Source organism: Nonomuraea sp. MTCD27 (assembly GCF_041950495.1).
In the GTDB taxonomy this organism is placed as follows: Bacteria; Actinomycetota; Actinomycetes; order Streptosporangiales; family Streptosporangiaceae; genus Nonomuraea.
The window spans coordinates 77,085-94,826 of record NZ_JBGNUW010000010.1; the positions used below are offsets into that span (position 1 = coordinate 77,085).

The following is a 17,742-nucleotide window of genomic DNA, read 5'->3' on the forward strand; positions in this document are numbered from 1 at the left end:
CGTGAGGAACTGGGGGGTCTCGGCGCAGCGACTGGTGCCGCCGTTCCAGGGCACCGCCCTCCTGGGCTGGATCGCCCCGCTCGCGGTCGCGATCTTCGGCGGGCTCCTGCGGTTCATCAGGCTCGGCGAGCCCAAGGCCGTCGTCTTCGACGAGACCTACTACGTCAAGGACGCCTACTCGCTGATCACCCATGGCGTCGAGCGGACGATGCTCGGCGACGCCAAGGACCCCATCGCCGACCGGCGCCTCCTCGCCGGCAGCCTGGACATCTTCAAGCAGTGCGCGCAACCTGCCGACTGCGCCTCCTTCGTGGCCCACCCGCCGCTGGGCAAGTGGATGATCGGCGTGGGCGAATGGCTGTTCGGGATGAACCCCTTCGGCTGGCGCTTCGCCGCGGCCCTCGTGGGCACGCTGTCCATCCTGGTCATGGCCCGGGTGGCCCGCCGCATGACCCGCTCGACGTTGCTCGGCTGCCTGGCCGGGCTGCTGCTGGCGCTCGACGGGTTGCACCTGGTGCTGTCGCGGACGGCGCTGCTGGACATCTTCCTGATGTTCTGGGTGCTGGCCGGGTTCGCTTGCGTGGTGGCCGATCGCGACTGGGCCCGGCGGAGGCTGGCCGACCGGTACGACAGCCGGCCGGCCGGCGAGCTGGGCCCGCGGCTCGGGTTCCGGCCGTGGCGGCTGGCGGCCGGGGTCTGCCTGGGGGCCGCGTGCGCGGTCAAGTGGTCGGGGATCTTCTTCCTCATCGCGTTCGCGGTGCTGTCGATCATGTGGGACATGGGCGCCAGGCGGGCGCTGGGGCTGCGGGAGCCGTACCGGGGGGCGCTGTCGTACGACCTGCCCGGCGGGCTGGGGGCGATGGCGCTCGCCCCCGTGGTGACGTTCATGGCGACGTGGACGGGGTGGTTCGTCACCTCGGGCGGCTGGGGGCGCAACTGGGAGCAGGCCACCTCCTCGGGGCCCTTCTACTTCCTCTTCGACTCGACCCGGTCGTGGATCCAGTACCAGTCGCAGGTGCTCGGCTATCACAGCGGCCTGGAGAGCTATCACCCGTACATGTCGGAGCCCTGGCAGTGGCCGCTGCTGTTACGCCCGGTCTCCTTCCACTACCCCTCCGACCTGCCGCCGTCGGCGTGCGGGAGCAGCAGCTGCTCGCAGGCCGTGCTCGGGGTCGGCACCCCCGCTATCTGGTACGCCGCCGCGATCGCGCTGGTCGGCCTCGTCGCGTGGTACGTGGCCTCCCGCGACTGGCGGGCCGGGGCCGTGCTGCTGGCCTACGCGGCCGGCTGGCTGCCCTGGTTCTACTACGCCATCGCCGACAACCGCACGATGTACCTGTTCTACATGATCCCCGTGGTGCCGTTCATGGTGCTGGCGGTCGTGCTCATGGCCGGGCTGATCCTGGGCAGGCAGGACGCGCCGCCCACCCGGCGGGCGATCGGGGCGGCGGTCGTGGGCGCGTTCGCGCTCGTCGCGCTGATCAACTTCTGGTGGCTCTACCCGGTGCTGGCGTCCGAGACGATCACGTACGCACAGTGGTGGGCCCGGATGTTGCTGCGCTCTTGGGTGACCGTCGCGCCAAAGTGACCCCGCGGCGCAGCGTGATCGCCGCCGCGACGCAGGCCAGCGGGACGGCCGGAAGCACATAGCGGTAGTCGAACTCCGCCGTCGCCGCCGGGGCCAGCAGCAGCCCCACCGCGCCCAGCCAGGGCAGCACCACCGGGCCGCCGAACTTGCGCCAGCGCACGACGACGCCGTACAGGCCGATCAGCAGGATCCCGCCGAGCATGATGCCGCGCAGGTAGAACACCTTCTGGTAGCCGCTCATGATGTCGGCCCACGGGTGCACGATCCGCGTCTCGGCCGGGCCCTGCTCGTAGCTGAACGCGTCGGTGTCGGTCCGGCCGCCCCCGTAGGACGACCACTTCGGCAGCCGCTTGGGCTGGCCGTTCTCGTCGATCTCGACGTACGGCTTGAACTGGTACATGTTGTAGGTCGACTCGTCCGGGAAGCGCGGGCGCGACCAGTGGAACGAGCGGAAGAAGTCACGCGCGACCACCTTCAGGTAGTCGCCGGGCTGCGACAGGATCGCCCGCGTGGCGAACGCGCTGGCGGCGTCGTTGGTGATCTCGCTCCACTTCTTGTTGATGCCCCACCGGTGGAGCACCTCGCCGGTGCCGGTGCCGTCGCCGTTGCCCTGGCCCCACAGGTACCACTGCGCGTAGTCCTTGCGCTGGCTCACCGGGTCGTTGATGCACAGCAGCAGGAGCTGGACCTCTTTGTACTTGTCGATCTCCATCTTGTTGCAGTCGGCGAAGATGGCGGTGCGCATGTACAGGATGAGGCCGTCGCTGTTGGTCATCGCGAACTTGCCGTACGCGGAGGCGAACCACCCCATGTACGCCATCACCGGGATCGCGCAGGCGGTGATGAGCGCCGTGATCGGCCGCCAGCCGGCCCGCTTGACCAGCAGGTAGAGCACCACCAGCGCCAGGATCGGCAGGCCGATCGAGCGGGTCAGCCAGGTCAGCGCCAGCAGCAGGCCGACGACCGCCCCCGCCTTCCACGTGAGCCGCCGCTTCCACAGCACCATGGTGATCACACCCACCACGAGCAGCATGAACAGCGTGTCGGACATGACCAGCTGCTCGAGCTGGATCTGGTAGGCGTCGAACAGCACCGGCGCCGCCGCCAGCGTGGCCCCCCACTTGGGCAGCCGGAACTTGATCCGCAGCAGCGCGTAGATCAGGCAGGCCGTGGCCAGGCCCATCAGGTGCTGGGTGAAGGTCACCAAGGTGAAGCTGTGGAACGGCTTGAGCAGCATGAGCCAGGCGCTGTAGCCGTCGGGCCGGATCGGGTGCGGCCGGGGGTGCAGCGCCACCGAGACATACTCGTAGGAGTCGTTGAACCACATGGCCGGCCCGTAGCCGAGCATGGTGATGAGCCGCAGCACGGCGCCCACGCCGAAGGCCGCGGCGAACACCCGATGCCTGCGCAACATCGCCAGCGCACGTGCCAGCCGACCAGGGGCGGAGGGGTCCACAGGGGTAATCTCCGCGACGCTCACCATGCTGTAAAGAATGCCAGTCGTTTTCGCTTCCGTGCCCGAGCATGGTCGTGTTCAGGGCATGATGGTTCACTGGAAGAGCCTTAACTGAAGGGTAGACACGTGGAACTGACGGTGGTCATGCCCTGCCTCAACGAGGCGGAGACCGTGGAAGTCTGTGTGCGCAAGGCACTGGCGTGCATGGAGGAGCACGGCATCGAGGGCGAGGTCCTGATCGCCGACAACGGCAGTACGGACGGCTCACAACAGCTGGCCCGCGACGCCGGAGCCCGCGTGGTCCACGTCGACGAGAAGGGCTACGGCAACGCCCTCATGGGCGGCATCAGGGCGGCGCGCGGCAAATACGTCATCATGGGCGACGCTGACGATTCCTATGACTTCACCGCGCTGCTGGCGTTCGTCGAGCAGCTGCGCGAGGGTGCCGACCTGGTGATGGGCAACCGCTTCAGGGGCGGCATCGCCCCCGGTGCCATGCCGCCGCTCCACCGCTATCTCGGCAACCCGGTGCTGTCGTTCATCGGCCGGCTGTTCTTCCCGTCGGCGATCAAGGACTTCCACTGCGGGCTGCGGGGTTTCCGGCGCGACTCGATCCTGCGGCTGCAGCTCCAGACGGGCGGCATGGAGTTCGCCTCCGAGATGGTGGTCCGCTCCACGCTGGCCGGCCTCGACGTGCGCGAGGTGCCGACGACGCTCTCGCCCGACGGCCGCTCCCGCCCGCCGCACCTGCGCTCCTGGCGTGACGGGTGGCGCCACCTGCGCTTCCTGCTGCTCTACAGCCCCAAGTGGCTGTTCTTCTACCCCGGCGTGCTGATGATGGTCGTCGGGCTGGTCGCCGGCACGGCGCTCACCTTCGGCCCGGTGGAGATCGGCGAGCTGGCGTTCGACGTCGACACCCTGGTCGGCACGGCCGCCCTGGTGGTGATCGGGTTCCAGGCGGCGCTGTTCGCGGTGTTCACCAAGGTCTACGCGGCCGAGGAGGGCTTCCTGCCGGAGTCGCCGCGCATCCGCAAGCTGATCGACATCGTGAGCCTGGAGAAGGGCCTCGTGGTCGGCGGGCTGCTGGCGCTGGCCGGTCTGGTCGGCCTGGTGATGTCGCTGGTGCACTGGCAGGTGCGCAGCTTCGGCGAGCTCGACCCGCGCGAGTCGCTGCGCATCGTGGTGCCGTCCGCCACGGCCCTCATCATGAGCTTCCAGACCATCTTCGCCGCGCTGTTCATCAGCATCCTGGGCATCCGGCGCACCCGCGAGAGCTCCATCGACGTCGCCGCCAAGGCGGCGGAGGAGGCGGCCGAGGCGGTCTCGCTGGAACAAGCGAAGCGATGAGCTGGTCCTTACGCGCCGCCGGGGCCGGCGGCGCGTAACAAATGATCATCACAGACCCCGTAGGCTTAGGACCATGTCCCAGCACATCTTGACCGCCGTAGCGTGGCCGTACGCTAACGGCCCCCGCCACATCGGGCACGTCTCAGGATTCGGCGTGCCGTCCGACGTCTTCAGTCGTTACCAGCGCATGGCGGGCAACAAGGTGCTGATGGTGTCCGGCACCGACGAGCACGGCACACCCATCCAGGTGCAGGCCGACAAGGAGGGCGTGAGCGCCAGGGAGCTGGCCGACCGCTACAACCGCGTCATCGCCGAAGACCTGACCGGGCTCGGCCTGTCCTACGACCTGTTCACCAGGACCACCACGAAAAACCACTACGCCGTGACGCAGGAGATCTTCAAGGGTCTCTATGACAACGGCTACATCTTCCCCAAGACCACGATGGGGGCGATCTCCCCGTCCACCGGCCGCACCCTGCCCGACCGCTACATCGAGGGCACCTGCCCCATCTGCGGTTACGACGGCGCGCGCGGCGACCAGTGCGACAACTGCGGCAACCAGCTCGACCCGATCCAGCTGATCAACCCCAAGAGCCGCATCAACGGCGAGACGCCGGTGTTCGCCGAGACCGAGCACTTCATGCTCGACCTGCCCGCCTTCGCCGAGGTGCTCGGCTCCTACCTGCAGGCCAAGCAGGGCGAGTGGCGGCCCAACGTGCTGAAGTTCGCGCTCAACCTGCTCGGCGACCTGCAGCCGCGGGCGATCAGCCGCGACCTCGACTGGGGCGTGCCGATCCCGCTCGACGGCTGGCGCGACCAGCCCAACAAGCGGCTCTACGTGTGGTTCGACGCGGTCATCGGCTATCTGTCGGCCTCCATCGAGTGGGCCAGGCGCTCGGGCGACCCCGACGCGTGGCGCCAGTGGTGGCAGAATCCCGACGCCCGCGGCTACTACTTCATGGGCAAGGACAACATCGTCTTCCACGCCGAGATCTGGCCGGCGATGTTGTTCGGCTACAGCGGCATCGGCGCGCGCGACGGCTCCCCGGGCTCGCTGGGGGCGCTCGACGTGCCGTCCGAGGTGGTCTCCAGCGAGTTCCTGACGATGGAGGGCAAGAAGTTCTCTTCCTCCCGCCAGGTCGTCATCTACGTGCGCGACTTCCTCGCCCGCTACGACGCCGACGCGCTGCGCTACTACATCGCGGTGGCCGGCCCGGAAAACCAGGACACCGACTTCACCTGGCAGGAGTTCGTCAACCGCAACAACGGCGAGCTGGTCGCGGCCTGGGGCAACCTGGTCAACCGGTCGATCTCGATGGCGGCGAAGAACTTCGGGGTCGTGCCCGAGGCCGGCGACCTGACCGACGCCGACCGCGCGCTGCTGGAGCGCTCGCGCAACACGTTCGGCCCGGTGGGCGCGGAGCTGGAGCGCTCGCGCTTCAAGAACGCCATCACCGAGGCGTTCGACGTGGTCCGCGAGGCCAACAAATACCTGGCCGACCAGGAGCCGTGGAAGCTCAAGGAGGACCCGGAGCGGCAGAAGTCGATCCTGCACGTCGCGCTGCAGGTGGTCGACGATGCCAAGACCATGCTCACGCCGTTCCTGCCCGGCTCCTCCAACAAGGTCTTCGCCATGCTGGGCGGCGAGGGCGTCTGGTCGGGCATGCCGGAGATCCACGAGGTCGACGAGGACGGCGGCACCCCCTACCCGGTGATCACCGGCGAATACGACGGGGCGGCCCGCTGGGAGCACCGGCCGATCAAGCCGGGCACGCCGCTGGCGCCGCCCGTGCCGCTGTTCAAGAAGCTCGATCCGAAGGTCGTGGACGAGGAGCTGGCCCGGCTGGGCGAGTGACCTCATAGTTCTCGAGGGCGATGGCGGAGGGGCCTTCCCGGCCCGGCTCCGCCGTCGCCCTGTCCGCGCCGGGGGCTAATTTAGATGGCGTGACCAAGCTACCTGCCGCCCCAGAGCCGCTCTCCGCACCCGTGTTCGACAGCCACTGCCACCTCGACATCATGGTGGGCAACCGGCAGGCGTCGTCCGGCGACCCGGTGGCGCAGGCCGCGCAGGCGGCGTCGGCCAGCGTACGGAGCATCCTCGACGACGCGCGGGCCGTCGGCGTGACGAGGCTGGTCACGATCGGCTACGACCTGAAGTCCTCCCGCTGGAACGCGGAGGTGGCCGCCGGGGAGGAGGGCGTGTACGCCGGAGTGGCCATCCACCCGAACGAGGCCCACGAATCCACCCCCGAGGTGCTGGCCGAGATCGAGAGCCTGGCGGGGCGGCCGGAGGTGCGGGCCGTGGGGGAGACGGGCCTCGACTACTACCGCGACTGGGCGAGCAAGGACGACCAGCACGCGAGCTTTCGCGCGCACATCGAGATCGCCAAGCGGACCGGCAAGGCGCTGGTCATCCACGACCGCGACGCGCACGACGACGTGCTGAAGGTGCTGGCCTCGGAGGGCGCGCCGGACAAGGTCGTCTTCCACAGCTTCTCGGGCGACGCCGAAATGGCGAAAAAGTGTGTTGAAGCTGGATATTTCATGTCGTTCTCCGGGCCCGTGACGTACAAGAACGCCGCCTACCTCCGCGAGGCGGCCGAGGTCGCGCCCGCCGAGCTCATGCTGGTCGAGACCGACGCCCCCTACCTGCCGCCGGTCCCGCACCGCGGCAAGCCCAACGCCCCTTACCTCATCCCGCTCACCCTGCGCTGCCTGGCCGAGGTCAAAAAGGTCCATCCGGACGAGCTCTGCGAGGCGATCAGCGTCAACGGAGTCACGGTCTTCGGCGAGTGGTGACCATCTTTTGGTGAACCGGTGGATGCGGGGAAGCGGCCGCCGCTAGCGTTCGGGCGGTCCTGACCCCTCACCGGAGGTGGTTCGTGCGAGGAAAGAGGCGTGCGCCCCGTCCGCCGATCCCGTGGCGTTCTGCGTGGACGCCGGTCGTGTGCCTGGCCGGCGCGGTGGCCGTTGGTGCACTCGTGACCGTGTCATTCCTGGTCAAAGAGGTCATAGTGGTGGTGGACGGCGAGCGTACGCCGGTCCGCGCCTTCGGCGGGACCGTGGCGGAGGTGCTCGCCGACGCCGGGGTGCCGGTGGAGTACGGCGACGTCGTACGCCCGTCCTCCCAGGAGGCGGTCGCCGACGGCACCACGATCGAGGTGCGCCGCGCCCGCCCCCTCACCCTGACCCTCGACGGCCGCACCAGCACGCACCTGGTCACCGCCACGAACGTGGGCGACGCCCTGGCCGAGCTCGACATCACCCCCGCCGCCGGCAAGCTGTCGGCCCCGCGCGGCGACGCGGTGCCGCTGGAGGGGATGGAGCTGACGGTCTACACCAGGCGGAAGGTGTACGTGGTGGCGGGCACCACGCGGCTGACCTCGCGTACGACGGCGAGAACGGTGCGCGAGGTGCTCAGGCAGAAGCGCATCGGGCTGCGGCGCGGGTACCAGGTGAGCCCGCCCCTGGGCAGCTTCCCCAAGGACGGAACGGTCATCACCGTCACCCCACCCCGGACCGTACCGATCCAGCCCGCCATCGCCCAGCTCAACTGGCCGGCCCTGGCCGAGTGCGAGTCCCAGGGCGACCCGCAGGCGTACAACCCGAACGGGCCCTACTACGGCATGTACCAGTTCAGCCTGGTCATGTGGCAGGCCGTGGGCGGGATGGGACTGCCGACCACCTGGCCGGTGGAGGAGCAGACCTACCGGGCGCAGGTCCTCTACCAGCAGGTGGGCGGCAAGTGGCAGGGCCAGTGGCCGAACTGCGGCGACCGCCTGTTCGGCCCCTGACCCTTCTCTGACCGGATACGGCGACCGCCTGTCCGGCCCCTGACCCCTGACCCCTGACCGGATACGGCGACCGCCTGTTCGGCCCCTGACCTTCCCTAACCGGATATGGACACCCCGAAGTCGGCTCCCTTGGGCGGCTGGAGCGGCTCCAGCGTCTCGGCGTTCCGCCCGGCCACCGCGACCTTCCCGGACGGAGCCGCGTCCGGCTGTCCCACGTACAGCTTGTTGCCGCTGAAGGCCACCGCCCAGCCGAACAGCCCGTCCTTGGTGGCCAGCCTCCGGTCCTCGGAGGCGTCCTTCCACGACACCACCCGGACACCCCCGCCGTACGGGGCGCCGATCGCCAGCCGGCCGTCGGCCGAGGCCGCCATCGAGAACCCGAACGCCTGCTTGCCGGCCTGCGTCACCGTCCTCGTGGGCTTCCTGGCGGGGTCCAGGAGCTGGACGCTGCCGGGGCCCGGCGAGCTGACGGCGTAGCCGGAGCCCTCGGAGTACGCGACCGCGTACCCGTACCGGTCGCCGGAGGCGTTGGTCGGGGAGTCCAGCTTCAACGAGGTGATCTTCGGGGCCAGCACGTCGTCGATGAAGACGACCGAGCCCGAGTCGATCTTGCCGGCCTCGATCTGGCGGCCCGCGCCGTCGTCGTTCTCGTACGGGACGCCGACGACCAGCCCGTTCTTCGGCCCGAACGCCATCGACCAGCCGAACTGGTCGCCCACCTCGCTGTTCCCCCGCACGTCCACGGTCTCCTGGCTGATCCGGCGCAGCTCGCCCGCGCCCTTGCGCACGTAGACGGCGCCCACGTCGAGGAGCTGGGCCTCGTCCTCGTACGGCGCGCCGATCGCGACCAGGTCGCCGCGGGCGGCCAGCGACCAGCCGAAGTGCGCGAACTGCTGGGGCTGGGGCGGGGCCAGGCGCTGCGGGGGCGTGGCGCCGCCGCCGTAGACCACGTACGCGGCCCCGGCATCCTCGGCGCCGTCGACGTCCGCGTAGGGGGCGCCGATCACCAGGTCGGCACAGGCGTCGCCGTTAACCTGCGCCAGCCGTACGGACCAGCCGAAGCCGTCGCCCTCGGCCAGCCCCGGAACGCTGACCGGCACGACCTTCCCCCCGGACAGGACGTGCACCGCTCCCTTCTGCTCGTCGGCGAACGGATCGCCCACGGCCACGTCGTCCACGCCGTCACCGTCGAAGTCGGCGACCCCGGCGCAGGCCACGGCCGTGGTGGTGGCGCCGAGGCCCGGCACCCCCGTCGCGAGCGCCAGCGCGAGGAGCGCGGATCTGACCATCACAGACCCACCTCGATCTGCTTGCCGTTCTCGAGCATGGTGGCCGTCATCTTCACGGGCTTGCGGTACGTGGCCAGGTCGAACACGAACGCGCTGTCCACCCGCGCGCCCGGCAGGATCGCCGGAGGCAGCGTCACCGGAGCCGCGTCGTGCTCGCCGCCCCGGTCGTCGACCATGGTGACCACGGGCTGGACCAGGACCCGGCGCTCGCCGCCCGGGTTGAGCATCGTCCAGCGGATCACGCAGAGCTGGCCCTCGGCGGAGACCGTGCCCTCGTACTCCTTCAGCCCGCACTCGGGCGCCGTCGCGACGATCGCGACGGGGTCGTCGAAGTTGCCGCCCAGTGCGAACCTGCGGCCCACGTTGTTGGGACCGGAGCTGGTCGCGACCTGGGACGGGGTGCCCGGGGTGGCGGTCGTGACGGTGTTGCGCGCGGAGGTGACGATCAGCACGGCCACCGTCACGACGATGGCCAGCACGGCGGCCGCGGCGGCGATCAGCCACCGGGTGCCCGGCGTGCGCGCTCCGCCGAGGGTGTCGGGCTCGTCACCGGCGACCGCGGGGGCGGTCCGGCCGCCCGGCTGGGTCTCGGTGCCTAAGCCGCTCCCTTGCCGTACTTGTGCCGCCTGCCCCTGCTGCCACGGCGGTACGAGCTCCTGGGCCGCCTGCCGCGCCTGCTCGCGTTCCTGGACCGGCTGCCCTTGCTGCCGCGCCTGCCCACGCTCCTGGACCGGCTGGCCCTGCTGGCCTTGCTGCCGCGCCTGCCCGCGCTCCTGCGCCTGCCCGCGCTCCTGGGCCGGTTGGCCTGGTTGCCGCGCCTGCTCGCGTTCCTGGACCGGCTGGCCCTGCTGCCACGCCTGAGCCTGCTCATGCCCCTGCGCCGACTGGCCGCGTTCGCTGCCCTGCGTCGGCTGCTGCTGCCCCTCCTTGGCGCGCTCCGACTCCCGCCGGGACGCCCCTCCGGAGCGGAACAGCCCCCGAGCCCGCTCCCGCAACGGCTCCCTCGGCGGCGCCTGGTCGGGAACCTTCCAGCGTGCCAGCTCCTCCTTGGCCGCCGCCTCCTCCCGCCGAGCCAGTTCCTCCACCGACGCGGCACCCTGCGACGGCACATTCGCCGCCTCGCCGGAACCCGGCACGCCGGTCGCGCCGGCCGCGCCGAGAGAACCCGGCGAACTGGACGCACCGGGCGCTGACGCGGGACCGGTCGCCGGGTTGGTGGGCGCCCGCCCACCGGAAGCCGGCGCACGCCCACCAGCGGCCGGCGCACCCCCAGCCGCCGGACCGGACCTTGCCGGACCGGACTTCGCCGGGTTGGAGCCCCTCGCACCCCCCGCACCCCCCGCACCTTCCGCGCCGAATGCCGCAGGCGGCACGCTGGGCGCCCGCCCCGTCGCATCACTCGGCGGCGGCGTCGTGAACGTGGCCGTGATGTCCGGCTCGTCCACCACGTTCTGCGGCGGCTGCCAGTCGCTGAGCATCTCGGTCGCCACCAGGGTCGGCGGATCGGCCACCGCCGCCGGTGCGGGCGCAGTGCCCCCCACCAGGGCGATCAGCAGATCCTGCGCGGTGGGCCGCAGGGCGGCGTCCATCGAGGTGGCCCGCCGTACGAGCTCGTTGAGCGGCGCCGGCAGCGCGCCCAGGTCGGGCGGGGTGTTCAGCACGCGCGTGGCCAGCGTGATGGGGTCGCCACGCCCGAACGGATGCCGCCCGTTCCCTGCGTAGGCAATCAGGCAGCCCCAGGCGAAGATGTCGGCCGCCGGGCTGACGACCTCCCCCCGTACCTGCTCGGGCGCCCACCATCCCGGGCTCCCCAGCAGCTCGCCGGAGAGCGTGAACCCCGTCTCCCGGTCGAGCGCCCGCGCGATGCCGAAGTCGATCACGCGCGGCCCCGACAGCGAGAGGATCACGTTCGCCGGCTTCAGGTCCCGGTGCACCAGGCCCGACACGTGGATCGCCGCCAGTGCCGCCGCGACCCCCAGCGCGACGCCGTGCAACGGCCCCGGGTCCAGGGCCCCGTACTTCGAGATCTGGTCCGACAGGGGAGTGCCCGCGATGTACTCGGTCACCATGTACGGGCGCCCGTCCCCGGTGTTGCCGTTGTCCAGCACCTGGGCCGTACAGAACGACGCCACCCGGCGGGCGTTCTCCACCTCCGCATGGAACCGGGCCGCGAAACCCTCCTGATTGGCGAACTCCGCCTTGACCACCTTGAGCGCGACGAAACGCCCCGTGGGTGCCCTCGCGAGGAACACGGTTCCCATCCCGCCCTCGCCGAGTCGCCCCAGCAGCCGGTACGGCCCGATCTCCCGCAGGTCGGTCGGCCGGAGCGGCGCGGCGCCCGTTGGCTCCATGAGGGACGTTCCTTCCTGTTCCACGCCATCCTCTCCTTTGGTCTCCCCATCCGCCATCACACGTTCTTCGATGCGAGAGACTGATTGGATGATGAGGCTGTTGGGCCCTGCAGAAATACGTATTTTGGCGAACAAGCTAGATCTTCGCCCGACAAAAAAATTTGGCCAGAACTTCGTGATCGACGCAGGGACCGTCCGGCGCATCGTCCGCGTGGCCGATCTGTCCCCTGATGACGTGGTCATAGAGGTGGGGCCGGGCCTCGGCTCGCTGACCCTCGCGCTCCTGCCGTCGGCCGCGCACGTGGTCGCCGTCGAGATCGACCCGGTGCTGGCCGGCCAACTCCCCATCACCGTGGCCGAGCGCGACGCGGCCGACAAGCTCACGGTCGTTCACGCCGACGCCATGAAGATCACCCTCGATGACCTGGCGGGCCACGTCCCCACGGCCTTGGTGGCCAACCTCCCGTACAACGTGGCCGTCCCCGTGGTGCTGCACGTCCTGGAGGCTCTCCCGTCGCTGCGCAAGGGCCTGGTCATGGTGCAGGCGGAGGTGGCCGACCGGCTCGCCGCCGGCCCGGGCTCGAAGGTGTACGGGGTGCCGTCGGTCAAGGCGGCCTGGTACGCGGACGTACGCCGAGCGGGCCAGGTCGGCCGCACGGTCTTCTGGCCCGCCCCCAACGTCGATTCCGGCCTCGTCTCCCTGATCCGCCGCGACCCACCGGCCACGACGGCTTCGCGCGAGGAGGTCTTCGAGGTGGTGGACGCCGCCTTCGCACAGCGCCGCAAGACACTGCGAGCGGCCCTCGCCTCCTGGGCCGGCAGCCCCGCCGACGCGGAACGCACCCTGCGCGCAGCCGGCGTGGACCCATCGGCGAGGGGCGAACAGCTGGACATCCACGCCTTCGCCCGCATAGCCGAGCTCAGACCCTGAACGGCACACCCATCTGAACGGCCCCGGGGCCGGAGGCCCAACCCTCCTGCCCTGAGGCCCTGTCCACAGCCCCGCAGCGCCCACCCCTCCTGCCCTGAGGCCCCCTGTCCACAGCCCCGCAGCCGACCGCCCAGGCTGCCCGCAGAACGCAGCCGGCCGCCCCCGCCGCCCACAGAACCGCACCCGCCTCACCCCGCCGTCCATAGCCCCGCAGTTGCTTACGCCCGCTGTCCGCCGAAACCGCAGCCGCTTACGCCCGCTGTCCACAGCCCCGCAGCTGACCATCCCCGCTGTCCACAGAACCGCGCTCGGCCCATCCCCGCCCCCTCCCACCAGCCGATCCTGGCCTCCCACCCCGATCAACCCGGAGGCCACCCATGACCGACCCCATCGTCTCCCTCTGGCTCACCCTCAGCGGAGCTCTGCTGACAGCCGTCCTCACCACCACCCTGACCACGACCGCCGCCCGAGCAGCCACTCCGACCCGATCCGCCACTCAAACCCAGATCGCCGCCACCCTCACCCGAGCCGCAACCCCCGCCAAGCTCCTGCTGACCAAGAACAAGCAGAAACTCCTCACTAGGGGCCAGATCGCAGCCGCAGCCGCCCTGACCCAGCTCGGCGTCTCCTTCTCCTGGGGTGGAGGCTCAGTGAAGGGCCCGACCCTCGGGATAGGCAGGGGAGCCTCCACCAGAGGCTTCGACTGCAGCGGCCTCACCCTCTACGCCTGGTCCAGAGCGGGCATACGGCTGGCCCACTACACAGGCACCCAGTTCCGCCAGGGCCGCAAGATCCCTTTCGCCGCCCGCCGTACAGGCGACCTGCTCTTCTTCGGCGGCGGCACGGGCGACCCCACCCACGTGGCCCTGTTCCTGGGAGGAGGTCTGATGATCCACGCCCCGAGGACAGGCGACGTGGTCAGAAGAACCAACTTCCTCAACACGCCCTACTACCGCACCACCTTCCGAGGCGCCGTACGCCCAGGCTGACTGACGCACCCCTCGACCGTCTCCGAGCCGCCCAAGCATCAGACCCGCCCTAAGCGTCACAGCCGCTCAAGCATCAGACCCGCCCAAGCGTCAGATCCGCCGTAAGCGTCACAGCCCCCAAGCCGTCCGACCCACCAAAGCGTCACAGCCGCACACAAGCGCCACAAGGACGGCCTGACCGTCAGGCCCCTGACCATCAGCTCACGACCGTCAGCCCATGACCGTCTCGGAACTTGACCGTCTCTTGAGACGCCTGCCATTTCACGACCGGTCACATCCGCCCCCCGCGCTCAGAGGACAGGGGACCAGCGACCCCGAGAACCCCGCAACCCCTCCCCCCATAGGCTCCCGCAACTGGCGTATTCACCAGGTAGTTCACGGTGCCGGAACCACCATCTGACCGAATCACTCTTCGTGACTTGCGAGGATCGGGCAAATGCCTACTATCTTGACTCTCTGTGTTGAGGAGTCGGCAGGACCCCGGGTCATATTTCAAGAACCGCATGTCAGGGCAGCGTGCCCCGATAACATCGAGTGTCCTTGACCCCGGCAAGTGATGAGAGTGGCAGAAGATCGATGAGTTCGGTGACCGTACGTGTGCCCGCGAAGGTCAACGTGCAGCTTTCTGTCGGCCCGCTCAGGGAAGATGGCTACCACGACCTGGTCAACGTCTTCCACGCAGTATCGATCTTCGATGAGGTGGTGGCGAAGGAGTCCGAGTCGATCACCGTGCAGGTGAACGGTAAGTGGTCCGACCAGGTGCCCACCGACGACGGCAACCTGGCGATCCGGGCCGCTCGCGCGCTCGCCAAACACGCGGGTCGCACTTATGGCGCCGATCTCATCATCCAGAAGGACATCCCCGTGGCCGGTGGCATGGCGGGCGGCAGTGCCGACGCCGCCGGTGCGCTGGTCGCCTGCAACGAGCTGTGGGGTTTGGGGCTGCCCATGGAAGATCTCATGGAGATCGCCGGAGACCTCGGCAGCGATGTCCCGTTCTCGCTGATCGGCGGCACGGCGGTCGGCACCGGGCGCGGTGAGCAGCTGAGCGAGTTGCCCACCGGGGGCACGTTCCACTGGGTGTTCGCGCTGGCCAACGGCGGCCTCTCGACGGCGAGTGTGTACGCCGAGTGCGACCGCCTCAGGGAGGCGTCCGGAGCCGACGTCCCCTGGCCCCAGCTGAACGACTCGCTGATGGAGGCCCTCGGCACCGGCGACGCCTACGCCCTCGGCACCCACCTGAGCAACGACCTCCAGTCCGCTGCCCTCAACCTTCGCCCCGAGCTGGCACCCACCCTCGACTCGGGCCGCCAGCACGGCGCGCTGGGCGCGATCGTCTCCGGCTCGGGCCCGACCTGCGCCTTCTTGGCCATCGACGCCACCCACGCCCGCGACCTGGCCCACAGCCTGACCAGCACCGGCGCCGCCCACACCGCGGTAGCCGCCCACGGCCCCGTCCACGGCGCCACCCTGGTCTGACCCCGGCCGCCCACCCCAACGCGCGCAGGCCCGGGGCGGCCTCCGGGCCTGCGCGAGATCCCCCGGATACATGCGCCGCCTGCCCGCTCCCGGTGGGTGTCGCAGGCGGTCCAGTTGCGCTGCTGTCGCAGCCGATCCGCTTGCGGTGATGTCGCAGCCGATCCGGTGCGCTGATGCCGCAGATGATCCGTTTGTGGTGGTGCTGTGGACGAGGGCGTGCCGCGATACCAGACCAAGCCCCCCGCCCACGAGGGCTTGCGGCGATGCCTCGGCCAAGGCGGGCCCGCGCCTGCCATCCCGGCCAAGGCGGGCCCGCGCCTGCCACCCCGTCCTGGGCGGGTGGGAGGTCGGTGGGGAGCCGATACCCTGGGAAGGCCATGAATCTGGTCAATCTTGAGTCGGTTTCCCATGCGTATGGGCCCAAGCCACTCCTCAGCGACGTCTCCCTCGGTGTGGAGGCCGGCGAACGCATTGGCGTCGTCGGGCGCAACGGCGGCGGCAAGACGACCCTGCTCTCGGTCATCGCAGGAGCCGTACGACCTGACAGCGGTCGTGTCACCCACAACCGTGGCCTGCGGGTCGGGTTCCTGTCGCAGCAGGACGACCTCGACCCCACAGCCACCATTCGACAGACGGTCCTCGGCGGGTTGGCCGAGCACGAGTGGGCCGGTGATCAGCGGGTCCGCGAGATTCTGTCCAACCTGATCGGCGACCTCGACCTCGACTCCAGGGCCGGTGATCTGTCCGGCGGTGAGCGCAGGCGTACGGCGCTGTCCCGGCTGCTCATCGACGACCACGACCTGATCATGCTGGACGAGCCCACGAACCACCTCGACATCGAGGCCATCGCGTGGCTGGCCGGGCACCTGGCGGTGCAGAAGAGCGCGCTGGTGGTCGTGACGCACGACAGGTGGTTCCTCGACGCCGTGTCCACCCGCACCTGGGAGGTCGTGGACGGCCGGGTCGAGCGCTACGAAGGTGGTTATGCCGCCTATGTGCTGGCCAAGGCCGAGCGCGCGCGGATCGCCCAGGTCACCGAGGAACGCCGCCAGAACCTCATGCGCAAGGAGATCGCCTGGCTGCGCCGTGGCCCGCCCGCCCGTACGTCCAAGCCGAAGTTCCGCATCGAGGCCGCCCAGGCCCTGATCGCGAACGAGCCCCCGGCGCGCGAGACCGTCGAGCTCATGCGGTTCGCCGCGGCCCGGCTCGGCAAGACCGTCTACGACCTCGAAGACGTCACCCTGCACGCCGGCGGCCCGGACACCGGGCCGCTGGTGCTCGACCACCTCACGTGGCAGTTCGGTCCGGGTGACCGGATCGGGCTGATCGGCGTCAACGGGTCCGGCAAGTCGTCTGTGCTGCGGTTGCTCGCCGACACGATCAAGCCCGACTCCGGGCGGGTGGTCCGCGGCAAGACGGTACGTCTGGCGCACCTGTCCCAGGAGCTGGCCGAGCTCGACCCGACGCGGCGCGTGCTGGAGACGGTCGAGGAAGTACGCAAATACCTCCAGCTCGGAAAGAGGGAGTGGACCGCTTCCCAGCTCCTCGAACGCCTCGGCTTCCGGGGTGAGGCGCAGTGGAAGATGGTCGGCGACCTGTCGGGCGGCGAGCGGCGGCGGCTGCAGCTGCTCCGGCTCCTGATGGACGACCCCAACGTCCTGCTGCTCGACGAGCCCACCAACGACCTCGACATCGAGACGCTCAACGAGCTCGAAGACCTGCTGGACGGCTGGCCCGGCACGCTGATCCTGGTCAGCCACGACCGCTACTTCCTGGAGCGGGTGACCGACCGTTCCGTGGCGCTGCTCGGCGACGGCAAGCTGTCTCTGCTGCCGGGCGGGGTGGACGAATACCTCGAACGGCGCGCGGCGGGCACGGCGGTGACCGCCCGCCTGGCCACCGCCGCGACGACGGGCCGTCCTGACGCCGGTGGTGCGGTGTCCGGTGGCCCGGCGACCGTCGGCACGGTCGCAGGAGCGGCGGCTCCCGACACGTCCGGCCAGGTGAAGGACGGTGGGCTGTCGGCCAAGGAGGAACGGGAGCTCCGTAAGGAACTCAGTCGCCTCGAACGCCAGCTCGACAAGCTGGGTGACCAGGAATCCCGCCTCCACGCCGCCATGGCGGAGGCGGCCAGCGACTACGCCAAGCTCGGCTCGCTGGATGCCCAGCTTCGCGAGATCACGGCCCAGAAGGACACGATCGAGGCCGAGTGGCTGGAAGTGGCCGACCGCCTGGGCGACTGACCGGACGCCCGCCGGCGTCCCGGGCTCCGGGGGATGGCTGACTTCGCATGGCTGTTCGCTGGAGCGGGCCTGAACAGGCCCGAGGCGGGTCCGCCTGAGTTGGGGTGGGTGTGCGGCGGGGCTCGCCTCGGTTGGTGGGTCTTGGGCGGGGTTGCCTGGGGCTGGGTGGGTGTGGGACGGGACGAACCCGCCTGAGCTGGGGCGGCAGGGCGGGTCCGCCTGGGTGGGGTGGTGGCGGATGTAGGTGACTTGGGTGGAGTGTCCCGGGCGCGGGG

General features: G+C 70.2%; 12 protein-coding genes. 9 read left to right on the forward strand and 3 right to left on the reverse strand.

Going from position 1 to position 17,742, the window contains the following annotated elements:
• The first annotated feature begins 1 nt into the window (after position 1).
• Positions 2–1,588, forward strand: a complete 1,587-nt coding sequence (locus ACBJ59_RS28175) for a dolichyl-phosphate-mannose--protein mannosyltransferase (RefSeq protein WP_375113258.1) — start codon at positions 2–4, stop codon at positions 1,586–1,588.
• Here the strand turns inward: ACBJ59_RS28175 and ACBJ59_RS28180 are convergent.
• On the reverse strand, positions 1,524–3,071 hold the full coding sequence (locus ACBJ59_RS28180; protein WP_375113259.1) for a hypothetical protein: 1,548 nt from the start codon (positions 3,069–3,071) through the stop codon (positions 1,524–1,526). The genes ACBJ59_RS28175 and ACBJ59_RS28180 overlap by 65 nt on opposite strands.
• Positions 3,072–3,170: 99 nt before the next feature.
• On the opposite strand from ACBJ59_RS28180, the gene ACBJ59_RS28185 reads away from it, so the two are divergent.
• The 4 genes from ACBJ59_RS28185 to ACBJ59_RS28200 all read left to right on the forward strand — a co-directional run bounded on the left by ACBJ59_RS28185 (position 3,171) and on the right by ACBJ59_RS28200 (position 8,185).
• Positions 3,171–4,391, forward strand: a complete 1,221-nt coding sequence (locus tag ACBJ59_RS28185; protein ID WP_375113260.1) for a glycosyltransferase — start codon at positions 3,171–3,173, stop codon at positions 4,389–4,391.
• 73 nt (positions 4,392–4,464) lie between these two features.
• Positions 4,465–6,246 (forward strand): methionine--tRNA ligase, encoded by a 1,782-nt coding sequence (gene metG, locus ACBJ59_RS28190; RefSeq protein WP_364128886.1) that lies wholly within the window; start codon positions 4,465–4,467, stop codon positions 6,244–6,246.
• A gap of 89 nt (positions 6,247–6,335) precedes the next feature.
• Positions 6,336–7,190 carry a TatD family hydrolase gene (locus ACBJ59_RS28195; protein WP_375113261.1) on the forward strand — a complete coding sequence of 285 codons (855 nt, stop codon included), beginning with the start codon at positions 6,336–6,338 and terminating at the stop codon, positions 7,188–7,190.
• Positions 7,191–7,372: 182 nt separating this feature from the next.
• A complete protein-coding gene (locus ACBJ59_RS28200) occupies positions 7,373–8,185 on the forward strand; it encodes a ubiquitin-like domain-containing protein (RefSeq protein ID WP_375113262.1) in 813 nt (270 codons plus the stop codon).
• A gap of 95 nt (positions 8,186–8,280) precedes the next feature.
• Here the strand turns inward: ACBJ59_RS28200 and ACBJ59_RS28205 are convergent, their stop codons facing one another.
• Complete coding sequence (locus tag ACBJ59_RS28205; protein ID WP_375113500.1) at positions 8,281–9,474, reverse strand: hypothetical protein; 1,194 nt, start codon at positions 9,472–9,474, stop codon at positions 8,281–8,283.
• A complete protein-coding gene (locus tag ACBJ59_RS28210; RefSeq protein WP_375113263.1) occupies positions 9,474–11,825 on the reverse strand; it encodes a protein kinase in 2,352 nt (783 codons plus the stop codon). The genes ACBJ59_RS28205 and ACBJ59_RS28210 overlap by 1 nt, the downstream gene beginning before the upstream one ends.
• Before the next feature lie 91 nt (positions 11,826–11,916).
• Between ACBJ59_RS28210 and rsmA the strand changes: the two genes are divergently transcribed.
• The 4 genes from rsmA to ACBJ59_RS28230 all read left to right on the forward strand — a co-directional run bounded on the left by rsmA (position 11,917) and on the right by ACBJ59_RS28230 (position 17,467).
• Positions 11,917–12,756 (forward strand): 16S rRNA (adenine(1518)-N(6)/adenine(1519)-N(6))-dimethyltransferase RsmA, encoded by an 840-nt coding sequence (gene rsmA, locus ACBJ59_RS28215; RefSeq protein WP_375113501.1) that lies wholly within the window; start codon positions 11,917–11,919, stop codon positions 12,754–12,756.
• 377 nt (positions 12,757–13,133) lie between these two features.
• The gene (locus ACBJ59_RS28220; protein WP_375113264.1) at positions 13,134–13,745 is read left to right on the forward strand and encodes an NlpC/P60 family protein; all 612 of its coding nucleotides are present in this window, start codon (positions 13,134–13,136) and stop codon (positions 13,743–13,745) included.
• A gap of 576 nt (positions 13,746–14,321) precedes the next feature.
• Positions 14,322–15,224, forward strand: coding sequence for a 4-(cytidine 5'-diphospho)-2-C-methyl-D-erythritol kinase (locus ACBJ59_RS28225; protein WP_375113265.1), 903 nt, complete (start codon positions 14,322–14,324; stop codon positions 15,222–15,224).
• A 377-nt stretch (positions 15,225–15,601) separates the two neighbouring features.
• Complete coding sequence (locus ACBJ59_RS28230) at positions 15,602–17,467, forward strand: ABC-F family ATP-binding cassette domain-containing protein (protein ID WP_375113266.1); 1,866 nt, start codon at positions 15,602–15,604, stop codon at positions 17,465–17,467.
• The last annotated feature ends 275 nt before the right edge of the window (positions 17,468–17,742 follow it).